The sequence below is a fragment of the Bradyrhizobium sp. USDA 4516 genome, assembly GCF_054055915.1.
In genome coordinates this window covers 2,352,606-2,369,548 of sequence record NZ_JBSRXT010000001.1, presented here as the reverse complement: position 1 = coordinate 2,369,548, position 16,943 = coordinate 2,352,606, and the positions used below count along the sequence as shown (strand labels likewise).

The following is a 16,943-nucleotide window of genomic DNA, read 5'->3' as shown; positions in this document are numbered from 1 at the left end:
ACGTTTCGCGTTTCAGGCGCGCGGGCTGGCGGTCTCGGCCTCGTATCCCGAAGCCTGCGGCTTGCGCTCGGTGACGAGGGCAAGCAGCACGGTCAGCACCATGAACACCACGGAGGCGCCGAACACCCAGTGCGGCATGTGCTGGTCCATGATCCAGCCGAACAGCAGCGGGCTGACGATGCCGCCGAAGTTGAAACCGGTGGAGACGATGCCGAAGGCGCGGCCGGCGGCGCCGGGCGGCGCGGCGTTGCGCACCATCATGTCGCGGGACGGCGCGATCACGCCGCCGAGGAATCCGGCAAGCCCCATCGCCAGCGTGAGCGCCACCGGCGGCAGGTTGAGCAGCGCAATCAGCAGCACGAGGGCGGCGTTGACCGCGAAGCAGCCCGCAGCGACCTGGCTGTGGCGGTGGGTCCAGTCGGCGAGGTAGCCGCCGGCGAGCACGCCGGCCGCGCTGGCGCCGAGGAATGCGGTCAGCGCGATATTGGCCGTCGAGAACGATGCGCCGTAGCCGCCCATCAGTGCGACCACGCCGAAATTGTTGATGCCCGAGGTCGACAGGCTGAGCAGCGTGAAGAAGGCCGTCAGCACCATCAGCGCCGGTGTGATCACGCTGGCCTTTGGTGCCGCATCGTCCTTTGACTTGTTCTTGTTGGCGCCGGCATCGGGAATGCCGAGCACGATCAGGAACAGCGCCACCAGCGGCCCGACCGCACCGGCGACGATCAGCGCGCCGAGGCCGCCGATCGAGGCCACGAGCGCCGCCATGATCGCGGGCGCCACCGCGCCGCCGAGGAATCCGGCGAAGGTGTGGATCGAGAAGGCGCGGCCCATCCGCGCCTCGTCCATATGCGCCGAGAGGATCGCGTAGTCAGCCGGATGATAGACGCTGTTGGCAAGGCCCAGCAGCACCGCGCAGACGATCAGCGAGGTATAGCTGAGATGCAGGCCGAGCCCGATCAGCGCGCAACCGCCGACCGTCAGCCCGATGAGGAGGATCTTGCGCGCGCCGATGTGGTCGGCGAGGTAGCCGATCGGCGCCTGGGTCAGCCCGGAGACCACTGCGAACACCGTCAGCGCCAGGCCGAGCTCGACATAGCCGACGCCGAGCTGCTGCTTCAGGAACGGGAACAGCATCGGCAGCACGAAGATATGGAAATGGCTGACCCAATGGGCGACCGAAATCCCCGTCAGCGTGCGCAGCGCACTGTCGGCTTTCGCTTGCTGCGGTGCGGCCAGAACGTCGACCATGTCGTCGAAAACCCCAGTTCCATAGCGTTTTCAAGCGAAGTGGGTACCGGTTCGCGTGAAGAAAACGCGTCAAACAAAATGCCCGGCAGGGCCCGCCGAAAATAGAGATTGGCCGCTAATTGTCTATGAACGCGGGCGCATGGCTGCCCCCGGCGCGGGCGTGCCGGATCGACCCATGCGGCATTAAATGCGGCGACAAAGCACGGCGGCACGGCGATGATCGGCCATGATCGACGCCAAAAAGCAGCTCCGCGTGCTGGTGTCGGAGGGCTCCAGCACCTCCGGCCGCGAGGCGATCACGATCCTGGGCCTGGCCGGCCATCACGTCGAGGTTTGCGACCCCTCGCGCTGGTGCCTGGCGCGCTACTCGCGCTTTGTCCGCAAATACCACCATTGTCCGCCGCTGCGGTCGGATCCGGCCGGCTTCCTGCGCTTCGTCGAGCGCCTGTTGGCGTCGCGGCATTTCGATGTGCTGCTGCCGACCCATGAACAGGGATTTCTGTTCGCCCGCGCCGCGGCGGGGCTGGCCTCACGTACCGGCCTCGCGCTGCCGGATTTCGCCAGCTATCGCGCCGTGCACAGCAAGGCCGGCTTCAGCCGCCTGCTCGACCGGCTCGGCCTGCCGCAGCCGCCGACCCGGATCGTGAATTCGGCCGAGGAGCTGCGCGAGGCGGTGCGGTTTCCATCCGTTGTCAAAACGTCGGTCGGCACCGCCAGCCGCGGTGTCTGGTTCGTGCGCGACGCTGGTGATCTCAATCGCGCGCTCTACGACCTCGAATCCTCAGGCGATCTTGCCGGCGAGGTGCTGGCGCAGGATCTGGTCACCGGCACGGTCGAGAAGGCGCAGTCGGTGTTCTGCCACGGCACGCTCGTCGGCTTCCATGCGTACCGCCAGATTGCGGCCGGTGTCGGCGGCGGCGAGGCGATCAAGGAGAGCGTGAGCCGGCCGGCGATCCGCGCCGGCCTCGAGACCATCGGCGCGCATCTTCGTTGGCACGGTGCGCTCTCGGTCGACGTCATCATGCCGCTCGACAGCGCGACGCCGCTGTTGATCGACTGCAACCCGCGGCTGGTCGAGCCGATGAACGCCTTTCAGTCGGGCGTCGATCTGGTCGACCTGCTGCTGCGCGTCTCGCGCGGCGAAACGCCGGCGCCGCTGGCCGAGGGGCGCGCCGGGGTGCGGACGCATCTGGCGATGCAGGCGCTGCTCGGCAGTGCGTCGCGCGATGGTACGCGGCGTGACCTGATCCGGGAATGCGGCCGCATCGCCGCGGGCGAAGGGCACTATCGGGGAAGCAGCGAAGAGCTGACGCCGGTGGGGCTCGACTGGCTCAGCGCCGTGCCGCTTGCGATGACGACAGTGCTGCTGCTGGCATCACCGCAGATCGCCTCATCGCTGGCGCGCGGCGGCTTTGGCGCGCATCTGCTCGATCGCGGCAGCATCAAGGCGATCGAGAATGGCGATTTCCGCTAGTATCCCTCCAGCGCGAATTCACCGCACGATCTTGTCTGCGCGCTTCAAGAGCTCCGGTGGAATCTCGACGCCCACGGCCTGGGCCGCCTGGAGATTGAATATCAGCTCTCGCTTGGTGACGACGCCGACTGGCAGGTCGCCCGGCTTCGCGCCCTTGAAAATCTTGTCGGCGAATGTCGCAAACTCGCGCCATGTATCGGCGACGTTGGCCCCATAAGTAATCACCCCGCCCGCGTCCGCCTGGCCGCCGGGAAACATTGCCGGCAAGCGGTTCTTGATGGCCAGTTCACCGACTCGTTTTCGATTGCTCCAGGGCACCGGCACTTCAAGGACCAGCAGCGCCTGCGCGCGCTCCTTTGCCATCCCGGCAATCGCGGCCTCCAGATCGTCTGCACCCTTGACCTTCACGATTTGCGGCTCCACCCCCTGGGCCTTGGCTGCGGCCTCGTTGGCACGATCAATCGGGGCGAGCCCGCGTTCATCCGCGCCGGGGATCGTTTGATCACTGAGAATCGCAACGCGCTTGATCCCGGGGAATGCCTCCTTCAGAAGCTTGAACTGGTCGCTGGCCTGCCGCGGATCGAGGTTGGTGAGGCCCGTGACGTTGCCTCCCGGTTTTTCCATCGAGGCGACAAGCTTCAACGCGACCGGATCGGTCACGATCGCAAAGATCACCGGGATCGTCGACGTGGCTTTCTGCGACGCGACCGACGCCGGGCCGCCGAGTGCGAGGATGACATCCACATTCGCGTCGACCAGCTCCGAGGCGAGGCCCGGAAGGCGCTCGAGCTTCGATTCGGCAAATCGCGGTTCGATGACGATGTCGCGTCCTTCGAGATAGCCGCGCTCGGCGAAGTCGCTCAGAAGGTTTTTCTTGATGGAGTCGAACAGCGGCGACGGGCTGCCGTTGACGAGGATTCCTACTTTCCTGGGGGCCTGTTGCGCATCGGACGGGTCGCACATCGACGCGATCATGCAGAAGACCGTGAGCACCGCCTTCGCAAACCTCATGGCACCGCCCCCAGCAAGGACCCAGCGTCCATGCGAAGCCTAGCATCCAGGGGGTGGGCAACCAATCCGGAAGGGTGGTCCGGCCGATGACCTCGCTGCGACCTAATGTCTGCTTGGCGACGACGAGCCGGGCTCGGTAGCTCGCGAGCTACGAGGCCGCCGCGCGCGACTGCGCGCAGGATCTGTGGATCGATATTCGCCGGGCCTCACAACGGCTCGTCATCATTGCCGTAGCGGTCGAGCTTCGGCGTGGCGATGTCGCCGTCCTCGTAGTACTCGTCGTCCTGTAGCGCTGCGGGTGGCGGAGGTTTCTTCGACTTTTCGTCGGCCTTGTCTTTGGTCTTCGTGCCGCCCTTGGTCTGCTTCCCGGCCTTGGCCATGCGTTTCCCCTGCGCGGGTCAAATCAGCTGCCGGAACTCTACCCCAGTTTCGGTGCGTTTGTAATGTTCGGAGACGGTGCGCGGGGCAGACCCGCCCCACCGGTTCACGCTCTAAAACGTCGCGCCGGCCTTTACCATGTAGGTGCGGCCGGGCAGCGGATAGGCCGAGAAGCGGCCTTCGGTGAACGTGCTCGCGATGGCGTAATCGTAATAGAGCGCGTTGAACAGGTTGTTCACGCTCAGTGACCAGAAGAAGCGGTCAACTTGCCCGCTCAGCTTGATATCGGCGGTGGCGTTGCCGGGAATCCGGCTCTGGGTGTTGGCCTGATCGTTGTCCATGATGCGCGAACTCCAGGACCGCACCGTGGCGTCGAACACCAGATAGTTCTGCCAGATATTCCAGGTGACGCCGAGATTGCCGGTGTAGCGCGACACCAGCGGCACGTCGTTGCCGGCCCAGATGCCTTCGCGGAACACCGCGCGGGTGATCGCCATGCCGCCGCGCAGGGTCACCGTATCGCTGAACTTGAGCGAGGCACTGGTTTCCGAGCCATAGCGGCGGGTGGGGTCGAGGTTGGTGTTGAAGAACAGCACCGGGTTGAAATGGATCTCGTTCTCGAGATCCATCAGATAGACGCTGGTCTGGACCTGGAAGCGGTTGGTCCTGACGCGAAAGCCGCCCTCGACATCCTGCGAGGTCTGGGTCTTGAGCTGGAAATTCTGCGGGATCGGGGCGAAGGTCAGCGGGTCGAATGACGGACCCGACGCGACGCGTTCGTCGACATCAGGCGTGCGGAATGCGCGTGCCGCGCGGCCGAACACCGAGAAGGTGTCGGTCAGGCGATGCTCGATGCCGACATGCAGCGCGTATTGCGTCTCGTTGCTGTCGAGCGGTGCCGCCTGGGTGTCGAATGCGAATGGCGCATTCGGGTCGTAGCGATCGCGCGCCGAGATGCTGGTGTTCTGCACGCGCGCGCCGTAGGCGAAGTCGGTCGTCGGCAGCACGCCGATCGTGTGCTGCCAGTAGCCGGCCACGCTCTGCTGCTCGATATTGTAGATGTGGAACGGGTCGACGCCCTGATAGGCGCCGCGCGCCTCGCGGAAGCTCGAATCGTAATAGTCGATGCCGGTCAGGATCGTCGACGGCACGCCCAGCATCACATTCTTGACGCTGAGCCGCGGCGTCAGCGACCAGGTCTGCAGCGCGGCGTCATTGTAGGTCGAGGCGAAGCTGATGGTCGGCACCGTGCCGAAGAAGCCGCTCTGCGTCTCGCGCTGCCGCCAGCCGCCGTCGACGATGAGGTCGACGCCGTTCATCAGCGTCTTGGTGAAGCCGGCGGTGACGCTGGCGGTCTGCTGGTTGGCATAGTCGAAGGGCGTCGCGGCGCCGCGGCGATCGGTGAGCAGCTCGTTCACGCCGATCGACGGATCGACCAGCCGTCCGCCGGGTAGGCCGAGCTTCTGGTCGCTGCCGGTGACGGTCAGGAAGGCGGTGAGATCAGGCGTCGTGTAGTTGATGTTGCCGACGGCGTTGCGCTGGTCGAGCGCATTGTTGACGCGGTAGCCGTCCGACTTGATGCCGTTGCCGTAGAACGAGGTGGACCACGGGCCGGAATTGAGCGCCGCGGAGACCGCGGCCATGCGGGTGTTGAACGAGCCAACTCCGGCCTCGGCCCGCATCGTCGTCGGCGGGCCGCCGACGCCGGTCTTGGTGATGATGTTGACGACGCCGCCCACCGCGTTGTCGCCGTAGAGCACCGCGCCGCTGTTGCCGCGCGTGATCTCGATGCGCTCGATCGAATCGAGCGGAATCGTGGTGAGGTCGAAGCCGGCCTTGTCGACGTCGTTGAGGCGGCGGCCGTTGAGCAGGAAAAGGGTATTGTCGGTCGCGAATGCGCCGAAGCCGCGCAGGTCGACCGACGTCTTGGCGCCGTTCGGTCCGCCATAGGGCGTTTGCAGCTGCACGCCCGGCACCTGCGCGAGGATCTCGGGCAACGACTGCACCGGCGAATGCGCGATGTCGTCGGCGGTGATCACGGCCGAGGAGGAGCCGACAATGCCGGCGAACTGGCGGCCGCCGGTGCCGCCCGTTCCGGTGGCCACGCCGGTCCCTGTCGTGCCCGATCCGGCTCCGCTGCCTGTATTGTTGCCTTGCGAGGTGCCCGGCGCCGGGCGTCGCGGCGCCGGCGCTTCGTCAGCGGCCGGCCTGGCGCGCGTGACGTTCTGGTCGCCCGGCTTGGTGACTTCGATCGCCGGCAGCTGATCGGGAGCGGGTGCCTCCTGCGCCCGCGCTGCGGAGACAAGGATCGCCGGCGCGATCATCGTCGACGCGAGCAGAAGCGCGCGGCGCCGCCGATGGAAAGGGAAGGAGAACATAAGCAAGGCCTCGGCAACGTCAGTGGCACGTCACCGCGAACCAGTCTCACCATCGTGCTCACAGCATCAGGTGAAGCTCATGCCTGTACTCCCCGACCGGCAGCATCGCGTGTGACCACGGCTGACGGCAGGTCTCCTGGCTCGCGGGTCGTTACCCTTCGTCGCCTTCCCAGGACCGAGATTCCCAGTGGCCTGTGACGAAGGATTCACCGCATACAGTTGCGGGGGCAGCCGCGGCGTTGGGGAAGTTTCCCCGTACCGCATTCCCTTTTCATCTCATGAAAGAACCGTCATGTTCATCTAGGGTTCGGCCGGGTAGCAAAGTCAATCCGGCGGAAGTCGGGCGGCGGCCGCGCGGCCACGGTTTTTGTCGAGTGTCGCTTGTCTGCCACGGCGATCGCTGTAAGAGCATGGATCCGATGAGCGTGCAGGATTTTGCCTTGGCGGCCGAGGTCGCGGCGCGGCGCCGGTGGGGCGCCACGGCGGCGCTGCTCGCGCTCGTGGTCCTGTTGTGTGTGCTCTCGCTCGGCATCGGGCCGGTGCGGCTGTCGCCGCTCGCGGTGGTCGAGGCGCTGTTCGGCGGCAGCAGCGATGTGGCGCAGGTGATCGTGCGCGAGATCCGCCTGCCGCGCACCATCCTGGCATTTGCGATCGGCGGCATTCTCGGGCTGTCCGGTGCGGCGCTGCAAGGGCTGCTGCGCAATCCGCTGGCCTCGCCGTCGCTGTTCGGCGCGCCGCAATCGGCGGCGTTCGGCGCGGTGCTGGTGATCGCGCTGGGCCTCGCCGATGTGCGCTCCTACGCGCTGCCGGTGGTGGCGATCATCGCCGCGTTCGGCTCGGTGTTCGCGCTGCTTGCGATCGCCGGCCGCAATGCCGGGCTGTTGATCCTGATCCTCGCTGGGCTCGCGATCTCGAGCTTTGCGGGAGCCGCGACCGCACTGGTGATGAATCTCTCGAGCAATCCGTTTGTGGTGCTGGAGATCGCGTTCTGGCTGCTCGGCTCGCTGGAGGACCGCAGCTTCCAGCACGTGGCGCTGGCGCTGCCCTTCATCGTCGCGGGCGCCGCCATCCTGCTCAGCCAGGCGAGCGCCTTCCGCGCGCTGACGCTTGGCGAGGAGGCGGCGCAGAGCCTCGGCGTCGACGTCGGGCGGTTGCGGCTCTTCGTGATCACGGGCGTGGCGCTTGGCGTCGGCGGCGCGGTCGCAGTCACCGGCACGATCGGTTTCATCGGCCTCGTCGCGCCGCATCTGATGCGTCCCGTGATCGGTCACGATCCGGCGCGGCTCTTGGTGCCCAGTGCGCTCACCGGCTCGGCGTTGCTGCTCGCGGCCGACATCGCGGTGCGCATCATCCCCTCGACCTCCGACATCAAGGTCGGCGTGCTGACCTCGATCATCGGCGTGCCGTTCTTCCTCTATCTGATCATGCGCGAACGCCGCGCGCTCGGCGGAGGCGTGGCATGACGCTGCTCTCCGCCGCCGCTCTCAATGCCTCGCTCGGCAGCCGCAAGGTGCTGCACGATGTCTCGCTGTCGTTGCCATCGGGCCATCTGGTCGCGCTGGTCGGGCCGAACGGCGCCGGCAAGACCACGCTGCTGCGCGCACTCTCCGGGCTGATTCCGTCGGGCGGCGAGATCCGGATCGGCGGCGATCCGCTGGCGTCGCTGCCGCTGCGCGAGCGTGCGAAACGTTTTGCCTACCTGCCGCAGGGGCACATGGTGCACTGGCCGCTGCCGGCGCGCGACATCGTCGCGCTCGGCCGCTATCCGCACGGCGCGACCGATCCGGCGCGGCTGTCGCAGACGGATATGGAGGCGGTGCTGCGCGCCATGCAGGCGGTTGACGTCACCGAATTCAGCGATCGCCGCGTCACCGAACTCTCCGGCGGCGAGCGCAGCCGCGTCGCACTGGCACGGGTGCTCGCGGTGGAGGCGCCGGTGATTCTCGCCGACGAGCCGACCGCCTCGCTCGATCCGCGCCACCAGATCGACGTGATGCAGAAGCTGCGCAATGTCGCCGACAGCGGCGTGCTGGTGATCGTGGTGACGCATGACCTGGGACTTGCCGCGCGCTTCGCCGATCACGTGCTGGTGCTGTCGGAAGGGCGGCTGGCCGCGCAGGGCGCGCCCGTCGAGGCATTGTCGGAGAGCGTCCTCGCCAGCGTGTTCCGCATCAGCGCCTATCGCGCCGAATTTCAGCGCGAAGCCGTCATCGTGCCGTGGGCGGACGTGTGATGTGGCCACGGCCTCACCACGAGCTCAGTTCACCTCTCCCGCTTGTGGGGGAGGTCGCTGCGCTCGAAGAGCGCAGCGGGTGGGGGCTCTCTCCACTCAAAGAGCGTTCATTGCGGTACGACCCCCACCCCGACCCTCCCCCGCAAGCGGGAGAGGGGGCACTGTCTTCGCGCGGACGCTATCTTGCGTCGTCTTGCTTTGCCCTGATGCTTTCACTCCTCGTGTGGCTCATGTCAGCCGGTGCCGCGTTCGCCGCTGGACCACGCATCGTCTCGATGAATGTCTGCAGCGACCAACTCGTGCTGTCGCTGGCCGACCCGGACCAGATCATCGGCCTCAGCCGCTTCTCGCGCGATGCCTGGCAATCCTGGGCCGCGGAGAAGGCGCGAAACTTTCCGCGCCTGTCCGGCGAGGCCGAGGACGTGCTGCTGCTCAAGCCCGACCTCGTCGTGGTCAGCCTGTTCGACAAGCGCGCGACCCGCGATCTGTTGAAGGCCCACGGGCTGCACCTCGTCGAATTCACCGTGCCGCGCACGCTGGACGAGGTGAAGGACCAGATTCGCGCGATGGGCGATGTGGTGCAGCATCCCGATCGCGCGGAGGCCGAGATCGCGCGCCTCGATGCGACGATCGCGCATGCGCGGGCGGCGGCAAGCGCGCATCATTACCGCGTGCTGCCGCTGGAGCGGCGCGGCTTTGTCTCGGGCGACCATAGCCTGGTCAGCTCGCTGCTGGCGGCAGCCGGCCTCGCCAACGCCGCCGGCGAACTTGGCGTCGGCGCAGGCGGGTTTGCTTCGCTGGAGGCGATCGTAAAACTCCGGCCGGATTTCATCCTGGTGTCGGAAGCCGGCGACCGCGCCGAGGATGACGGTCGCGCCTTCCTGCTGCATCCGGCGCTGGAGCGCTTCTATCCGCAAAGCAAGCGCATCGTGCTGCCGGAGCGGCTCACGGTGTGCGGCGGCGTGATGCTGGCGGATGCGCTGGATCGCCTGACGGAAGAGTTGCAGCGAGTGACGCAGTGACCTTCCAAACCCGTCATCCTGAGAGTCTGACTCATAAATCACCCAACCTTAGCTGCAGCCGCGAGTCTGCGGGTCAGGAGCCTGATGTGTGCAATCAGCAGCCAGGCAGCTTCGGTTGCCACCGTCGCCTCGAAGTCCTTGGCGAGGCGGCGGCATCTGCCGAACCAAGCGAATGTGCGTTCAACCACCCACCGCCTCGGCAGAAGCTGGAAGCCTTTGACGCCTTGAGGCCGCTCGACGATCTCGACAGTCCATGGACCGCAGTCTGAGAGCGCGTCGAGGAGTTGATTTCCGCGGTAGATCCGGTCGGCAAAGACGTGGCGCAGCCGGGGGAAGTTCATCCGCACGTTCTTCAGCAGCGGTACGGCGCCATGGCAGTCCTGAACGTTGGCCGGATGAACATGAACCCCAAGGAGGAGGCCATTGGTATCCGTCACGATATGCCGCTTGCGGCCGTAGATGCGCTTGCCTGCATCGTAGCCGCGCGGTCCGCCAGCTTGCGTGGTTGGCGCACTTTGACTGTCGATCACGGCTGCCGTCGGCTTCGGTGTCCGTCCAAGCTTTTTTCGCGCCCGTCGGACAAGCACGCTGACAATCCTCTGCCACCGGCCTGTATCCCGCCATCTATAAAAATAGCCCTGCACCGTCGAATAGGGCGGGAACTCCTGCGGCAACGCCCGCCACTGGCAGCCGGTCGAAACGATATAGAGGATCGCTTCGATCACACGACGCAGCTCCGTCTTACGCGGCCGGCCGCGCCGGTTCGCTCGCGGCAACAGGCGTCTGATCACCGCCCACTCCGCATCGGTCATATCGCTTGCATAACGCAGATCGTCCCGCCGATATTGCTCCCGAGTGATCTTGGTCCAGGGCATCGTGCTCTCCCTCGAATCTTTGCAAATCCGATGGAATCACACCCCACTGAGATCACTCACCCATTTTTCAGTCAGGCTCTGAGGAGCGGCGAAGCCGCGTCTCGAAGGATGCACGGCCCGGATACTTCCAGGAGTTCGCGGAAGGAGTGTGGCCGTCGCCCTTCGAGGCTCGCTTCGCTCGCACCTCAGACGGTGAGATATTTGCGAGCGGGCTAAAGGGTTATGAGACTATCCCATCACCACCGGCCCGCCGGCCTTCTTCCACGCATCGATGCCGCCATCGATATGCGCGGTGTTGGCCAGTCCCGCCTTCTTCGCGGCGGCCACCGCCATCGCCGAGCGCTCGCCGAAGGCGCAGAAGAACACGACGCGGCGGCCGGTTGCGGCGGCGACCTCGCGCAGCATGCCGCCGGGCTGCAGGGTGGCGCAAATCCCCGGATAGGGCGCGTGCAGCGCGCCCGCGAGCGTGCCGTGCTTGGCCCGCTCGCCGCTCTCGCGCAAATCGACCAGAAGGATATCGGGGCGGCCGAGACTCGCGATGGCGTCGCGCGCGCTGAGGGAGAGGCCTTCCTTGGCGAGTTCGTCCTGGTGCAGGCCGACATGCATGTTGGCGGGCACCACGACGTCCATCAGCTTCGGGTTCGGCAAATTGAGGTTGTTCATCAGCTCGACATAGTCGTCGATCGATTTGACCTGCAGCCGCGGATTGTAGCGCTTCTCCTCGCCGATGGTGGAGACGGTGTCGCCCTTGTAGTCATGCGCGGGGAACACCATGGTCTCCTCCGGCAGCTTCAGCAGGCGGTTGAAGATCGAATCGTACTGCGCCCGCGCGCTGCCGTTCTGGAAGTCGGTGCGGCCGGTGCCGCGGATCAGCAGCGTGTCGCCGGTGAAGACGCGGTCGCCCATCAGATAGCTGTAGGAATCGTCGGTGTGGCCGGGCGTGTACAGCGCCTCGAGGCAAAGGCCCTCGATCGTCACCTTGTCGCCGTCGGAGACGCGCATCGACACCACGTCGGCCTTGCTCTGCTCGCCCATGATGGTGATGCACTGGGTGCGGTCGCGCAGCTCGCCGAGGCCGGTGACGTGATCGGCGTGCAGGTGCGTATCGACGGCCTTGACCAGCCTGAGGTCAAGTTCCTGGAGCAGCTTGCAGTAGCGATCGGCCTTCTCCAGCACCGGATCGAGGATCAGTGCCTCGCCGCCGGCGCGGCTCGCGAGCAGATAGCTGTAGGTTCCGGATACGCTGTCGAAGAGCTGGCGAAAGATCATGACGGCTTACCTATTCTCCGGGCCGAGTCACATGGAGGATATTATTCCATAGATAGGGTCTGTTCAAAGCAAATCCATCCCCACCCCAGCCGAATCCCGTCACCCTGAGGAGCGCGCTCTTGCGCGCGTCTCGAAGGGTGGACGGCCCGGGTCTTTCCGCGAATGGGACAAGGCATCTGGGCCGTGCATCCTTCGAGGCTCGCTCCGCTCGCGCCTCAGGATGACGGGATATGCATCGAGGTCGTGGAAGAGACGAAGTTACGGCCGCACGTAACTCCAGCCTGCTCTTGCGGGCGCGCGTTCGCGCGACCCGTTGGCTCGCAATGACGACGGGGCCGTTACGGCCGGACCAGCGTGTATCCGTTCTCGGTGAGCAGCAAGATCTGCGCGACGCCGACCTGCACGGGGGTGGCGGCGGCGATGTAGTCCGGCCGCTTGCCGCTGTCGCGTTCGATCGTGTCGGCGGTGTTGAGGCAGATGTCGACCCGCGCGCCCTGCGCGACCAGGCTCTCGACCAGCTTGCGGTTCGGGTTGTCGGGCTTGAGCAGGTCGATGCCCGGGCCGAAGGCGACGATCTCGACCGCGACCTTGTCGGGGTCGTAGTGCTTCATCAGATTGTTGGCGACGCTGATGACGAGGCCTTGCTTCCTCGGATCGTTGTCGGAGAGCTGCAGCACGACCTTGTGCTCGGCGAACGGCTTGTCCTGCAACGGCGCCTGCTGGGCACGCGCGAGTGGCGTCGCCAGCGCGAGCGCAGCAAGGCCGAATGCCGCGATCAGCGCGCGGCGCGTCATCCGTGCCTCGCGATGCCCGGGTTGTCCTCGACGCCTTTCAGCGTCACGCCGGGTTCGTCGCGGTTCGGCGGCCGGCCGGAGCGCAGGTGCCTGGCGACGACATCCCAGATCGGCGCGCCGCTCTGCTGGTTGACCGAGGCCCAGCCTGCGACCTTGTAGTGCTTGCCGGCTTCGAGACGCTTGCCGTTGCCCAACTTCAGCTCGGAAATGCGCTTGCCGACAGTCTCGGCCGGCGTGCAGGTGTAGGCGAGGCCGCCGACGCGGACCATGTCGCCGCCCTGCTGATAATAGGGATCGACGTTGAACAGATTGTCGCAAACGTCTTCCAGCACATCCTTGATCTGGCTACCCGTCATCTTGGCGACGTAGGTCTCCGGATAGGTGATCGCGGTTTCCGACAGCACGTCTTCCATGGTCAGCGGCTGGCCGGCGAGCGTGGTGATGCCCCAGCGGAAGCCCGGCGACAGCGCGATCTCGGCGTCGAGCTCGTTCAGCAGCGCATCGCAGATCAACTGGTCGACGGTGCCGGAGAAATTGCCGCGGCGGTAGAGCAGCCGGTCGGCCGAGGCCAGCTTGTTGTTCCATTCGTCGGCATGCGGATCGCGCATCTTGTCGATCAGCGTCTGCATCGCAGGATCGGGCTTCAGCAGTTCGGCGAACACCGGCAGCAGCCGGTAGCGGACATTGGCGACCTTGCCCTTGGCAAGGTCGAGATCGAGCACGCCGATGAATTTGCCGTTGGAGCCGGCATTGGTCACCAGCGTGACGCCGCCGGCATTGGTCACCGTGATCGGGATCGGGATCGCGTCGTGGGTGTGCCCGCCGAGGATGACGTCGATGCCGGTGACGCGGCTGGCGAGCTTGAGGTCGACATCCATGCCGTTATGCGACAGCAGGATCACCGCCTCGACCTTGTCGTTGTTGCGATGGCCGTCGACGAGCTTCTGCAGCTCCTCGTCGCGGATGCCGAACTTCCAGTCCGGCGTGAAGCGCTTCGGATGCGCGATCGGCACGTAGGGGAAGGCCTGGCCGATGATCGCAACGCGATGGCCGCCGATCTCCTTGATGAAGGACGGCTTGAACACCCGTCCCGAAGCCGGGTCGAACGCCTTGGCGTCGTTGAACGCGGCTTCCTCGGTCAGGAACACGTTCTGCGCCAGGAACTCGCCCTTGAAGCGGGAGAGGTTGTCGCGCAGCACCTGCTCGCCATAGGTGAATTCCCAGTGCCCGGTCATCGCCTCGATGCCGAGCAGATTGGCGGCCTCCACCATGTCGGCGCCGTTCATGGCGTTGGCGAGCGCCGAGCCCTGCCAGAGGTCGCCGCCGTCGAGCAGGATCGAACGCTTTTCGCCGACATCGGCGCGCAGCTTGTCGACCAGTGTCTTCAGGTGGGCGAAGCCGCCGAGCCGGCCGAAGCGGCCGGCGGCCTTCTCGAATTCGACGCAGGTGAAGGCATAGGCGTCGGCGCTGTCGGGCCGGATGCCGAAGCGGTCGAGGAAGGCCTTGCCGACGAGGTGCGGCGGCTGGCCGGCCATCGCGCCGACGCCGAGATTGACGCCGGGCTCGCGGAAGAACACCGGCTTCAGCTGCGCATGCGTATCGGTCATGTGCAGGATGCGGGCGTTGCCGAACCGCTCGAGGTCGTAGACGCTGGCGGTATCGGCGCTGCGCGCGAGGCGGGGCAGGCCGGCCGTCAGCGTTGCGGCGGCCGCAGCTTTCAGGAATTCCCGGCGGCGGATGATCATCATTCTCTCCGCGCGGCCCCTGGCCTGCGCGCTCTTAGCGAACTTCCATGTCCTTCCAGCGTTCCTTTTCGCTGGTGGCCTGGAAGATCGAGGCCTTTGCCAGCGCCTCGGCCTCCTTGGCCCTGGCGACTGCGGTGTCGAAATCACCAGCCTCACCGGCCTTTTTTGCGGCAGATAGTGTCGAGGCGGTGGTGGTCCACTGGTTGCGCAGGTTGCCTGCTTCCTTGTTGGCGGCTTCGGCGGCGGCGTAGGCGGCCTTGTAGTCGGCTTCGGAGGCGGCGAGGGCACAGGTCGCCGCTGCGATCAGCAGGGCTGATGCTGCGAGGACAGTTTTGATGGCCGCGCTCATGGCCGTGCTCCCGGACCCGAAATCGGCAGCCCGTTGCTGACATAGGACAGATAGTATTCGAGGTTGCGGTACTCGTCGTCCTGCGGATTGAGCGGCACGCCGCGGATCTGGCTGTTGCAGGTGGTGAAGCGGCGGCTGGTCGTGCCCATGCCGCTCCATTCGGAGCGGTAGATCGGCATCGCGTTCAGGATGCCGAGCGCCGGCGCCAGCACCTCGGCGCGGATCCGCTCGCCCGGGCTCTGGATGTGGCAGGTGGCGCAGGAGAAATTGAGCTGGCCGCGGCGGGTGTAGAAATACTCCTTGCCCTTCTGATAGGCCTCGAGCGCGCGCGGATCGTTCGGGATCTTGATGTCCATCGGCTTGCCGCGCGAGGTGAAGGCCATGTAGGCGGTGAGCGCCGCCATGTCGTCCTTCACATAGGAGAACGGCGCCTCGCCATTAGCTTCGCGGCAGCGGTTGAGCGCGAGCTCGAGCGTGACGACCTTGCCTTCCTTCTCGTCGAAATAGGGATAGTTCTGGCGGATACCGATGCCCTTGTTCGGGAAGCAGTCGGCGTAGGTCTTGCCGTTCTTGAACGGCGTCGCGAACATCTCTTTGCCGGCTTCGAGCGAGAACTCGTAGGGCGGAAACTGCTCCTTCTCCTCCCACTGCCTGTGCAGGTCCTCATTCATCGAATAGGGACCGTTGACGAAATCCTCGAGCTTCAGCTTGGGGAATTTGCTGGTGAAGAATTTCTGGAACGCGGCCTTGTCGGCGGCGGGATCGACGGTGTCGGCCGCCCGCGCGGCCGGCGCGAGCGCCAGCACGCCGAGCGCGAACGTCGCGAGTGCTGCACGGATTGCGAGGCGCCGCGTCATTGAATCTTCGCCGTGGCGGTGTCGGTCGCGCCCTTGTTGTCGACCCAGCTGACCTTCAGATCGTCGCCCTTCTTGCCGCCCTTGAAGGCGAACTTGACATAGGGATCCTTGGAGACGCCGCCGCCCCAGTCGGCGACGAACACCGGCTTGCCGTCATATTCGAAGGTGAGCTGCTGGATGAAATGCGGCGGAATGATCTCGCCCTTGGCGTCCTTGACGAAGCCGGAATCCATCGGATGCTGGATCAGAGCCTGCACCTCGGTGGTGTCGCCGTTTGACGTGGCGCGCACGCGAATGCTCGATGCCATCTGATTATCCCTATTGTTTGCGCATGATCTTGTCGGAAAACCGGTTCCCACTTTTCCGGATCATGCGTACTCAGCCGCCGCAGCCGCCGACGGTGACCTTGATTTCCTTTTTGGCGCTGTAGAGCTTGCCGCCGGCCTCGACGATCGCGGTGACGTTGCTGGTCTTCGCCATCTTGATGCGGTTGGAGACGGTCGGCAGCGTGCCGGCCGGAATCCTGTATGAGGCGACCAGCGAGATCGGATTCTCGCTCACCAGAAACGAGATCGAGGTGACGTCGGCCAGCGTCGTGGTGGCGGAGATCGGCACCACCGCGCCGTTCTCGGCGATCTCCGGCGCATCCATCTTGATCTTGTCCGACGGCTCGGCGGTCTTGCCATAGAGCGCCTTGATCGCGTCGGCCTCGTTCTTCTGCTTGAATGCGTCTTCGGGATATTTGTCGTTGGCGGCGGCGAGCGCCCGCGGCACGTCGAACGGAATGACCCCGAGGCCGATCAGCGCGGCGACGCCGGCGCCCTTCAGCACCATGCGGCGCGCTTTGAAAAATTCGCTGGTCGTGATGTTCATCGAAAAAAATCTCCTCAAGCGACGGTCGCGGCGTCACAGCGTCTGCAGGAAGTCCACCACCGCGTCGATTTCCTTCTCGCTCAAAATCCGGTTTCGGCCGAACGGCGGCATCACCGTCTGCGGATTGCGCCTGGTTTCGTCGGTCACGATCGCGATCAGCTCGTCACGGCTGTATTTGGCCTTCAGGCCGCTCAGCTCGGGGCCGATCGTGCCGGGCAGGTCGCCGCCCTTGATGACGTGGCAGGTCAGGCAATTGCCCTTGCCGCGGTCGAAGGCGAGCTTTTGTCCCTCGGCGGCGGACTGGGCCTGCGCGGGCGCGGCCATGGCGGTGCCCGCCAGCAGCGCCAGGACGAAGGCTGGCTTGGAGAAAGTGGCGATCAAGGACGTTTCCCGGGCTTCAATCTCGATGATCCCATCGCAATATAAAGCGTGGA

General features: G+C 65.7%; 17 protein-coding genes and 1 riboswitch. Of the genes, 4 read left to right on the top strand and 13 right to left on the bottom strand.

Features of this window, described 5'->3' with window-relative positions; all coding sequences use genetic code 11:
* Positions 1–12: 12 nt before the first annotated feature.
* On the bottom strand, positions 13–1,251 hold the full coding sequence (locus tag ACVI1L_RS11055) for an MFS transporter (RefSeq protein ID WP_316398553.1): 1,239 nt from the start codon (positions 1,249–1,251) through the stop codon (positions 13–15).
* A 226-nt stretch (positions 1,252–1,477) separates the two neighbouring features.
* Here ACVI1L_RS11055 and ACVI1L_RS11050 point away from each other — a divergent pair, with 226 nt between their 5' ends.
* Positions 1,478–2,725, top strand: coding sequence for a hypothetical protein (locus ACVI1L_RS11050; RefSeq protein ID WP_456782868.1), 1,248 nt, complete (start codon positions 1,478–1,480; stop codon positions 2,723–2,725).
* Positions 2,726–2,743: 18 nt separating this feature from the next.
* Here ACVI1L_RS11050 and ACVI1L_RS11045 read toward each other — a convergent pair whose 3' ends face one another.
* The 3 genes from ACVI1L_RS11045 to ACVI1L_RS11035 form a co-directional block, all read right to left on the bottom strand.
* Positions 2,744–3,736 (bottom strand): ABC transporter substrate-binding protein, encoded by a 993-nt coding sequence (locus ACVI1L_RS11045; protein ID WP_057021230.1) that lies wholly within the window; start codon positions 3,734–3,736, stop codon positions 2,744–2,746.
* A 206-nt stretch (positions 3,737–3,942) separates the two neighbouring features.
* Entirely contained in the window at positions 3,943–4,116 is a 174-nt protein-coding gene (locus tag ACVI1L_RS11040; RefSeq protein ID WP_456782867.1) for a hypothetical protein, read from the bottom strand.
* A gap of 111 nt (positions 4,117–4,227) precedes the next feature.
* Positions 4,228–6,492: a TonB-dependent receptor gene (locus tag ACVI1L_RS11035; protein ID WP_456782866.1), complete on the bottom strand. Its 2,265-nt coding sequence runs from the start codon at positions 6,490–6,492 to the stop codon at positions 4,228–4,230.
* Between the two features lie 109 nt (positions 6,493–6,601).
* Positions 6,602–6,799, bottom strand: a riboswitch (cobalamin riboswitch).
* Positions 6,800–6,911: 112 nt separating this feature from the next.
* Between ACVI1L_RS11035 and ACVI1L_RS11030 the strand changes: the two genes are divergently transcribed.
* From ACVI1L_RS11030 to ACVI1L_RS11020, 3 genes are all read left to right on the top strand, one after another.
* Complete coding sequence (locus tag ACVI1L_RS11030; protein WP_253638379.1) at positions 6,912–7,955, top strand: FecCD family ABC transporter permease; 1,044 nt, start codon at positions 6,912–6,914, stop codon at positions 7,953–7,955.
* Positions 7,952–8,725, top strand: a complete 774-nt coding sequence (locus ACVI1L_RS11025) for an ABC transporter ATP-binding protein (RefSeq protein WP_456782865.1) — start codon at positions 7,952–7,954, stop codon at positions 8,723–8,725. The genes ACVI1L_RS11030 and ACVI1L_RS11025 overlap by 4 nt, the downstream gene beginning before the upstream one ends.
* Positions 8,726–8,931: 206 nt before the next feature.
* Positions 8,932–9,747 carry an ABC transporter substrate-binding protein gene (locus tag ACVI1L_RS11020; protein WP_456782864.1) on the top strand — a complete coding sequence of 272 codons (816 nt, stop codon included), beginning with the start codon at positions 8,932–8,934 and terminating at the stop codon, positions 9,745–9,747.
* A 38-nt stretch (positions 9,748–9,785) separates the two neighbouring features.
* On the opposite strand, the gene ACVI1L_RS11015 is transcribed toward ACVI1L_RS11020, so the two are convergent.
* The 9 genes from ACVI1L_RS11015 to soxX form a co-directional block, all read right to left on the bottom strand.
* Complete coding sequence (locus ACVI1L_RS11015; RefSeq protein WP_076824982.1) at positions 9,786–10,622, bottom strand: IS5 family transposase; 837 nt, start codon at positions 10,620–10,622, stop codon at positions 9,786–9,788.
* Positions 10,623–10,850: 228 nt separating this feature from the next.
* On the bottom strand, positions 10,851–11,891 hold the full coding sequence (locus tag ACVI1L_RS11010; protein ID WP_076834892.1) for an MBL fold metallo-hydrolase: 1,041 nt from the start codon (positions 11,889–11,891) through the stop codon (positions 10,851–10,853).
* 338 nt (positions 11,892–12,229) lie between these two features.
* A complete protein-coding gene (locus ACVI1L_RS11005) occupies positions 12,230–12,685 on the bottom strand; it encodes a DsrE family protein (protein WP_456782863.1) in 456 nt (151 codons plus the stop codon).
* On the bottom strand, positions 12,682–14,430 hold the full coding sequence (soxB, locus tag ACVI1L_RS11000) for a thiosulfohydrolase SoxB (protein WP_076834894.1): 1,749 nt from the start codon (positions 14,428–14,430) through the stop codon (positions 12,682–12,684). Before soxB ends, ACVI1L_RS11005 begins: the two co-directional genes overlap by 4 nt.
* Before the next feature lie 34 nt (positions 14,431–14,464).
* Entirely contained in the window at positions 14,465–14,779 is a 315-nt protein-coding gene (locus ACVI1L_RS10995) for a hypothetical protein (protein ID WP_083715237.1), read from the bottom strand.
* Positions 14,776–15,636 carry a sulfur oxidation c-type cytochrome SoxA gene (gene soxA, locus ACVI1L_RS10990; RefSeq protein ID WP_057021235.1) on the bottom strand — a complete coding sequence of 287 codons (861 nt, stop codon included), beginning with the start codon at positions 15,634–15,636 and terminating at the stop codon, positions 14,776–14,778. Before soxA ends, ACVI1L_RS10995 begins: the two co-directional genes overlap by 4 nt.
* Positions 15,633–15,944: a thiosulfate oxidation carrier complex protein SoxZ gene (soxZ, locus tag ACVI1L_RS10985; RefSeq protein ID WP_057021236.1), complete on the bottom strand. Its 312-nt coding sequence runs from the start codon at positions 15,942–15,944 to the stop codon at positions 15,633–15,635. The genes soxA and soxZ overlap by 4 nt, the downstream gene beginning before the upstream one ends.
* Before the next feature lie 70 nt (positions 15,945–16,014).
* Positions 16,015–16,509, bottom strand: coding sequence for a thiosulfate oxidation carrier protein SoxY (gene soxY / locus ACVI1L_RS10980; protein WP_456782862.1), 495 nt, complete (start codon positions 16,507–16,509; stop codon positions 16,015–16,017).
* A 33-nt stretch (positions 16,510–16,542) separates the two neighbouring features.
* Complete coding sequence (soxX, locus tag ACVI1L_RS10975) at positions 16,543–16,833, bottom strand: sulfur oxidation c-type cytochrome SoxX (protein WP_229192219.1); 291 nt, start codon at positions 16,831–16,833, stop codon at positions 16,543–16,545.
* Positions 16,834–16,943: the final 110 nt, after the last annotated feature.

What these genes read in the sequence shown, in the direction of transcription:
- soxZ (WP_057021236.1), bottom strand. Translation starts at nt 15,944, where the DNA reads ATGGCATCGAGCATTCGCGTGCGCGCCACGTCAAACGGCGACACCACC.
- ACVI1L_RS11045 (WP_057021230.1), bottom strand. Translation starts at nt 3,736, where the DNA reads ATGAGGTTTGCGAAGGCGGTGCTCACGGTCTTCTGCATGATCGCGTCG.
- ACVI1L_RS11010 (WP_076834892.1), bottom strand. Translation starts at nt 11,891, where the DNA reads ATGATCTTTCGCCAGCTCTTCGACAGCGTATCCGGAACCTACAGCTAT.
- soxA (WP_057021235.1), bottom strand. Translation starts at nt 15,636, where the DNA reads ATGACGCGGCGCCTCGCAATCCGTGCAGCACTCGCGACGTTCGCGCTC.
- soxB (WP_076834894.1), bottom strand. Translation starts at nt 14,430, where the DNA reads ATGATCATCCGCCGCCGGGAATTCCTGAAAGCTGCGGCCGCCGCAACG.
- ACVI1L_RS11025 (WP_456782865.1), top strand. Translation starts at nt 7,952, where the DNA reads ATGACGCTGCTCTCCGCCGCCGCTCTCAATGCCTCGCTCGGCAGCCGC.
- ACVI1L_RS11030 (WP_253638379.1), top strand. Translation starts at nt 6,912, where the DNA reads ATGAGCGTGCAGGATTTTGCCTTGGCGGCCGAGGTCGCGGCGCGGCGC.
- soxY (WP_456782862.1), bottom strand. Translation starts at nt 16,509, where the DNA reads ATGAACATCACGACCAGCGAATTTTTCAAAGCGCGCCGCATGGTGCTG.
- ACVI1L_RS11020 (WP_456782864.1), top strand. Translation starts at nt 8,932, where the DNA reads ATGCTTTCACTCCTCGTGTGGCTCATGTCAGCCGGTGCCGCGTTCGCC.
- ACVI1L_RS11050 (WP_456782868.1), top strand. Translation starts at nt 1,478, where the DNA reads ATGATCGACGCCAAAAAGCAGCTCCGCGTGCTGGTGTCGGAGGGCTCC.
- ACVI1L_RS11005 (WP_456782863.1), bottom strand. Translation starts at nt 12,685, where the DNA reads ATGACGCGCCGCGCGCTGATCGCGGCATTCGGCCTTGCTGCGCTCGCG.
- soxX (WP_229192219.1), bottom strand. Translation starts at nt 16,833, where the DNA reads ATGGCCGCGCCCGCGCAGGCCCAGTCCGCCGCCGAGGGACAAAAGCTC.
- ACVI1L_RS11055 (WP_316398553.1), bottom strand. Translation starts at nt 1,251, where the DNA reads ATGGTCGACGTTCTGGCCGCACCGCAGCAAGCGAAAGCCGACAGTGCG.
- ACVI1L_RS10995 (WP_083715237.1), bottom strand. Translation starts at nt 14,779, where the DNA reads ATGAGCGCGGCCATCAAAACTGTCCTCGCAGCATCAGCCCTGCTGATC.
- ACVI1L_RS11040 (WP_456782867.1), bottom strand. Translation starts at nt 4,116, where the DNA reads ATGGCCAAGGCCGGGAAGCAGACCAAGGGCGGCACGAAGACCAAAGAC.
- ACVI1L_RS11015 (WP_076824982.1), bottom strand. Translation starts at nt 10,622, where the DNA reads ATGCCCTGGACCAAGATCACTCGGGAGCAATATCGGCGGGACGATCTG.
- ACVI1L_RS11035 (WP_456782866.1), bottom strand. Translation starts at nt 6,492, where the DNA reads ATGTTCTCCTTCCCTTTCCATCGGCGGCGCCGCGCGCTTCTGCTCGCG.